Raw genomic sequence first — 6309 nt, 5'->3', positions numbered from 1 at the left:
CTGTTTTGTGTCTTTTTTAACTGTCGTTGTTTTTTCCCGTTGACGTGCTAATTTTTCAGGAGATAAAGTCGAAAAACAATAGGGACAAGAAACCCCTTGTTCATACTCAGAAGACCGTTTATCTTCCTGAGAAATAGGATGACCACAACCCAGACACATCTCATAACTTCCTTCTTCTAACTCATGTTTAACAGTAATTCTTTCATCAAAAACAAAACATTCTCCTTGCCATAAACTTTCATTTTGAGGAACTTCTTCTAAATATTTTAAAATACCACCTTTAAGATGATAAACTTCTTTAAATCCTTGTTTTAACAAAAAAGAAGTTGCTTTTTCACAGCGAATACCTCCCGTACAAAACATAGCAATTTTGTATTTTTATTAGGATCTAAATTTTGACGTACATAATCAGGAAATTCTCGAAAAGAATGAGTATGAGGATTAATAGCCCCCTGAAAAGTACCGATATCTACTTCATAAGTATTTCTCGTATCAATAACCGTTACTTCAGGATCAAATTAACTCATTCCAATCATGAGAATTAACATAATTTCCCACCGTTTCACTCGATTAATTTCAGGCATTCCTAAAGTCACAATTTCTTGTTTTAAGCGTACTTTCATCCGCGCAAAAGGCAGATTATCACTAAAGATTGTTTAGTTTCTAAGTCAAAAAAACGAGAATCATTGCATAAATAATTAATCACCATCTCAATATCAGAAGCTGTTCCAGCAATCGTACCATTAATGCCCTCCAATGATAGATGAATAGTGCCTTTAATGGCGTTTTTTTGGCAAACTTCGAGTAAAGGTTCTTGTTTTTCCCTAAAATCGGACAATCTAACGAATTTATAGAAGCTAAGGACGCAATAAGTCATGAGAAAAATTCACACAAAAGACTTGACAACTGAAAAGCTATGTGTATATAATAACAAAAGTGAATAAAATTCTGGTAAATTTTAAACCAGAAAAAACACTTGGGGGTTTAGCTCAGTTGGTAGAGCGCCTGCTTTGCAAGCAGGATGTCAGCGGTTCGAGTCCGCTAACCTCCATAGGCAAGCTAAGAACAACTCAGCCTACTTTCACCTGCTGACATGCTGTCTCCCGTATCTGTGGTGATAAGTTAAGCTTATAGTTCGTAGGGTGGGTTAGAAGCGGCTATGATTTTGATGAAAAACTAATAAGTTTTAAGGCGCGTCGTAACCCACCATCTTAAGTATTGTAACTTATTATACATTTTACACCAAGATATCGGGAGAATAAAATTGTCAACCAGGAAATATCTCAGAGTAGCCCATCCATAAGCTTCATAACCCGAATACTATCTTCAGATAACCCTGAATTTACAGATTGTTGGCCCACATGACTCTCTAAAATTCCCTTTAAAGCAATTAACTTTAAGCTATTTTCTGCTAAAGTATTAGCGATCGCTTCGGCCCCATTCAAATAGCCAATAGCCCCCATATCCATCAAGGCCGAACGACGTACTTGTAAATCCTTTTCCTGCAAAGCTAACACCAGTCGTTGTCCATAACAATCATTCCCGGTTAATTGGTACATGGCCCGTGCCGCCGCATATTTAACTTTTGGGATAAAATGCTCTAAAAATGGCTCAATTAAACCACTTGCTTCAGTTGCGTTTAAAGTACCCAACGCCTCTAAAATAGCCTCATAAGGTTGAACTAGATGGGGTTTCCCAGTTACTTGTTGCGCTGCTTCTACCCCCCCATCAAGTAACTTGACCAAAGATTCTATGGCCCGACTATCCCCCAACATTTCCAACGCTTGGGCCGCCGACTCTCGCACATAATAATCAGGACATTCCAAAGCTTTAAGCAACCCAGGAACAACTCGGCGATCGCCTAATTTTCCCAAAGCTTTAGCTGCATTTCTGCGTAAAGGATAACCTCCATCAGGAGAGCGATCGCTTTCATCCTCTAAAGCCATCATTAAAGCATCAATGGCCACCGGATCATCTACCCGAAATCGTCCAATCCACCAAGCAGAATAATAACGCGCACCGGGATCATCAGTCTGTTGGAGATTGTTTAAGGCCAATTCTACCGTATAAGCTGGATTATCGGCGAATGAATCATCCGCCGATAGTCCCATTAACTTAAATTGAGAGGAATGAGACACCATAATTGCCTTAAGCATCTACTAATGGCTTAATACCAACAATCCTACCACCTAAACGGGTAATTCGCTGCATTTGTTCATTCATGCGGCTATAAGGAACGTTAACGAAGACACTACCACTCTGACGAAAAGGATAATTATTTTTGTCACTTTCCTCATTTTGACGTAATCCCGTAACTTCGTAAACAAAGACACGACTAGCTGATGTGCTACTTGATCCAACTAATGATTGACGTGACATCCTCCCGACGCTAACTGCTAAGAGCAGTATAGCGCGGGCTTCCCCATATCACTATGAGGCTTTCGGGGCTTCTACGGGACGCTCTAGATACCTTTTTAGGGATATCCCCGATGACATCTTCCTCCACAGGCAGCTTGACCCCCAGTCCGAGGGCTGCAAGTCCACGTTGCTCAACAACCATAGCTGAAGCAACATCCCTATCGGTTAAAAAACCACAATGAGAACAATCATGTACTCGTTGAGACAGTTCTTTTTTACCAGTTACTACGCTACAATTGGGACATATTTGACTGGTAAAATTAGCGTCAACTTTCTCAAAATAAACATCTCGTTTCCAAGCAACGTGCTTCAATGATTCCAAAAAAACACCAAAACCCGCATCAAGAGTATGCTTGCATAGCATCCCTCTAGACATGGCTTTTAAGTTTAAATCCTCAGCAAAGATTATGTTCGATTGGTCACAAAGATGATGAGCTACTTGATAATGAAAGTTTTTACGAGTGTTGTAAATATGTTCATGAAGTCTAGCTACTTTTTGAATAGCTTTAAGTCGATTTTTAGACCCTTTTTGTTTTTTGGCTAGTTTTCGTTGTAGCCATTTAAGCTTACTTTGAAGTTCGACAAAAAACTTGGGTCTAGCAATCAGTTCCCCAAGAGATGTGGCAATAAATTTCTCCAGCCCCAAATCAATACCCAAAGATTTTCCTTGAGGCTTTGCAGAAGGTATTTTGACATCTGATTGAATACAAATGACAGCATACCAACCAGAAGCTTTTTTAACTATCTGAACTTGTTTAACGATAAATCCATCAGGAATAGGGCGGTGTAGATTAATTAGAACATCCCCTATTTTTGGGAGTTTTAATTGATACCCTGTTATCGGATTTTCCGTGAATTGAGGAAAATTAATTGAGCGAAACTGACCATATTTCTTAAAACGAGGAAAACCAAAACTTCGTTTCCAGAAAAAGTTAAACGCTTTATCCAAACGACCCATAACCTCTTGCAATACCTGAGATTGAACTCGTTTAAGTTCTGGATATTGTTTTTTAGCTATTGTTAAGGCTTTTTTCTGTTTATAATAGTCGGGAAAGGGCTGGTGAGCAGGTATGATATATTCAGAATGAAGACTACAAGCGTTAACCTGACATTTACGAGAATTTATCCATTCTTTTCTTTCTGCCAAGGCGTAATTATAAACACCTCGACAAATTTCTAGCCATTCAAGCAATTCTTTCTCTTGACTGGCATCAGGATAAATTCGATAAGCGTAGTTAAGGTTTAACACTTTTATCAACTGAACACATTTTCCATATTATAAAATACTTAGGGGATAATTGTCAATCCCTAGAAAGAAATCATGTACAATAATCACAAGCTTTGTTGTCAATCTCGGCCCCTGCTCTCATCCCGACACCGACCGAAGCGGTGCGGGGCTTCTCGCAGGGCAAGCTAACATGACTAACAATTTCCTAAAGTTATATTAAGAGTAAGGAGGGGCATCAAATAAACCTTTTGCTTATGGCAACCAGTCTAAATTAATGCCCCAAGATGTTAATTAGAGACTAGCAGGGGTAATGTTAGCGACTTTACCACCAGAACGGTTAATACGTTGTAGAGTGGCTGATAATTCTTCAAAAGGTACAATCAAAGCTTTATTGCTACGACGCACACTGGGATAACTTGAAGCCCCGTTAGCCCCAATACCGGCAATTTCTATCCGATAAGCTTTGCGGGAGGTACTACCAAAAGGAACTGTTCCTCCTAAGGCTTTACTGGGGGTGACACCTGCTTTAGAAGCGCGATAAGCCCAACCCTCATTAGCACCCGAAGGGCCAACTACAGATGAAGCCGCATTTTGCCCTAATTCAGTGGCTAAACGCACGGTATTGCCTTCAATTTGAGAGCGATCGCTGTTAGCATAACCCCGATAAAGGCGAAACATCCGGGTAAACCCAACGGTTTTTTGTCCGATTTGGGTATTAAAACCTCGGTAGTAGGGAACAATATTTTCCCCAAAGTTTTCTTGATATTCCATAGAATCAATATAAGAGTCAATATCAGCCTCAAATCCTTGATTTTCATAAAGATCAAGGTGATAGACTACTTCTGACTCATCGTAGGGAGCTCGTCCTAACAGGTGTTTGTAGTTGAGTTCAATCACCCGTGTTTGGAAATTGCTAGAAAAGAACTTATTTTTGTAAAGTTCTGATTTAGCCACGGCCCGAACAAATTCTCTGACACTGATAGAACCGTTGGTAAAGAGAGACTCGGCACTCTTAAGACGCTCAGATTCCATAATATAGTCGTTGCCCAATACCTGACGATAGACCGCCCGGATTACGGCTTTAGCATCTGCTTGACTCCAGTTAGAACGGAGTTCAACGGGAGACGCATCACTATATGCTGACGTACCCAGACGAGAAGCTGCTGTTGTAATCGCCATTAAAAATTCTCCTTTTTAAGACCAGCCTGAATATTGATTAAGCCAGGGTGATAGTGGTCACTTTTCCGCCCTGACGGTTAATTTGTTGCAATTTGCCTGATAATTGTTCGTAGGGAACCAAGTATTCTACGGTACTACGGCGTACTTGGGGGCTTCTGCCTGAGATCGCTCCTTGTAACACCCGCAGTCGATAGAAATGACCTCGACTTCCTCCAGAAACTCCAGCTAGAATTTCTGCTGTTGAACCAATATAGACAGGAGAAGCACTATTGCGGGCTACTTCCTGAACTAAAATTCCTTGATTTCCTTTGCCTTGAGTGCGATCGCTGCTGGCATAGCCCCGATACAATTGGAAAATGCGGCTAAAGCCTACGGTTTTCTGATTGCGTTGGGTAGTAAATCCGCGATAGTAGGGAACAATCGAATCGCCAAAGTTTTCTTGATATTCAGGAGAGTCGATGTAAGAGTTGACCTCGGTTTCGTATCCCTCTTGATTATAGAGATCACTATGGTAGGCAATTTCCGCCTGATCGTAGGGAGCCCTGCCCAATAAATGTTTATAATTGAGTTCGATAAAGCGATTTTGCGGATTGCTATGGAAAAATTTATCGCGGTAAAGTTCTGAGAGTGCGATCGCCCTGACAAAATCTTTAACGGAGATGCTGCCATTACGCAACAAAGACTCAGCACTGATCAGCCGTTCATTTGACATTAAATGCTCGTTGCCCAAGACTTGACGATAAGCAGCACGGATAGATACTTCTGCTTCTGCTTCCGTCGATTTACCCCGTAATTCAACAGGAGATGTGGTAGCAAACGGCTCAAATCCTAAACGTTGGGCTGCCATTAAACTTGTCATGCTTAAACTCCTAGCTATTCTACTGATGGGATTAGATATAGCAAGACCTGGAGAAACAGACGATTGCTAACTTAATTAGCTAACAACCCCCTGCCTTTCCAGGTCATTAGCACTATCTAGCTAACTAGCTTAGTGCGTTGATGGCGTAATCGATGTAGGAATTAGCTTCTACAGCAGGATCTCCACTTAAACCGTGGTTAGATTTGATGTATTTGAGAGCTTCAATATACCAGCTAGGAGATAAATCAAAGGTACGGTTGATTTCATCGATACCAGCGATTAAGTACTCGTCCATGGGGCCGGTTCCACCAGCAACTAAACAGTAGGTCACCATACGGAGATAGTAACCGATGTCACGAGCGCACTTGTCTTTACCGCGTTGATCTGCAGCAAAGTTGGGACCTGACATTTGGATGGTGTAAGGGAATTTGGCGTAAACTGCATTAGCAGCACCTTGAACCAACTGACCAGATTTTTCGGTCAATGCTTTAGCCGCAGCTAAGCTGGCAGAAGCTTGACGGAAACGTCCAAAAGCAACTTGAGTTTCAGTGCTGCTTAAGAAACGTCCTTGGGAATCGGCTGCAGAAACTGCTTCAGTCAAGGGGGTTTTCATAGTTTTGGTATC

At 41.1% G+C, this 6309-nt stretch carries 6 protein-coding genes, 1 tRNA gene and 1 pseudogene; 1 reads left to right on the top strand and 7 read right to left on the bottom strand.

The features are described 5' to 3' along the window. Nucleotides 1–877 (bottom strand): annotated as a pseudogene (gene trhO, locus AsFPU1_RS17630) (oxygen-dependent tRNA uridine(34) hydroxylase TrhO); the annotation flags it as partial. Nucleotides 878–978: 101 nt separating this feature from the next. Here trhO and AsFPU1_RS17625 point away from each other — a divergent pair. Next, nucleotides 979–1051, top strand: a tRNA-Ala gene (locus tag AsFPU1_RS17625). A 232-nt stretch (nucleotides 1052–1283) separates the two neighbouring features. On the opposite strand, the gene cpcE is transcribed toward AsFPU1_RS17625, so the two are convergent. The 6 genes from cpcE to cpcA all read right to left on the bottom strand — a co-directional run bounded on the left by cpcE (nucleotide 1284) and on the right by cpcA (nucleotide 6297). After that, nucleotides 1284–2141 (bottom strand): C-phycocyanin alpha-cysteine-84 phycocyanobilin lyase subunit CpcE, encoded by an 858-nt coding sequence (gene cpcE / locus AsFPU1_RS17620; RefSeq protein ID WP_124976037.1) that lies wholly within the window; start codon nucleotides 2139–2141, stop codon nucleotides 1284–1286. Between the two features lie 7 nt (nucleotides 2142–2148). Then, a complete protein-coding gene (gene cpcD, locus AsFPU1_RS17615) occupies nucleotides 2149–2379 on the bottom strand; it encodes a rod-capping linker protein CpcD (RefSeq protein WP_124976035.1) in 231 nt (76 codons plus the stop codon). Between the two features lie 10 nt (nucleotides 2380–2389). Next, nucleotides 2390–3667: an RNA-guided endonuclease InsQ/TnpB family protein gene (locus tag AsFPU1_RS17610; RefSeq protein WP_124976033.1), complete on the bottom strand. Its 1278-nt coding sequence runs from the start codon at nucleotides 3665–3667 to the stop codon at nucleotides 2390–2392. Nucleotides 3668–3937: 270 nt separating this feature from the next. Further along, nucleotides 3938–4825, bottom strand: coding sequence for a phycobilisome linker polypeptide (locus AsFPU1_RS17605; protein ID WP_124976031.1), 888 nt, complete (start codon nucleotides 4823–4825; stop codon nucleotides 3938–3940). A 37-nt stretch (nucleotides 4826–4862) separates the two neighbouring features. Beyond that, nucleotides 4863–5684: a phycobilisome linker polypeptide gene (locus AsFPU1_RS17600; RefSeq protein WP_124976029.1), complete on the bottom strand. Its 822-nt coding sequence runs from the start codon at nucleotides 5682–5684 to the stop codon at nucleotides 4863–4865. Nucleotides 5685–5808: 124 nt separating this feature from the next. Further along, nucleotides 5809–6297, bottom strand: coding sequence for a C-phycocyanin subunit alpha (gene cpcA, locus AsFPU1_RS17595; protein WP_124976027.1), 489 nt, complete (start codon nucleotides 6295–6297; stop codon nucleotides 5809–5811). Nucleotides 6298–6309: the final 12 nt, after the last annotated feature.

The organism is Aphanothece sacrum FPU1, assembly GCF_003864295.1.
GTDB lineage: Bacteria > Cyanobacteriota > Cyanobacteriia > Cyanobacteriales > Microcystaceae > Aphanothece_B > Aphanothece_B sacrum.
The sequence above is the reverse complement of the archived record's forward strand: the minus strand, read 5'-3'. Positions and strand labels throughout refer to the sequence as shown.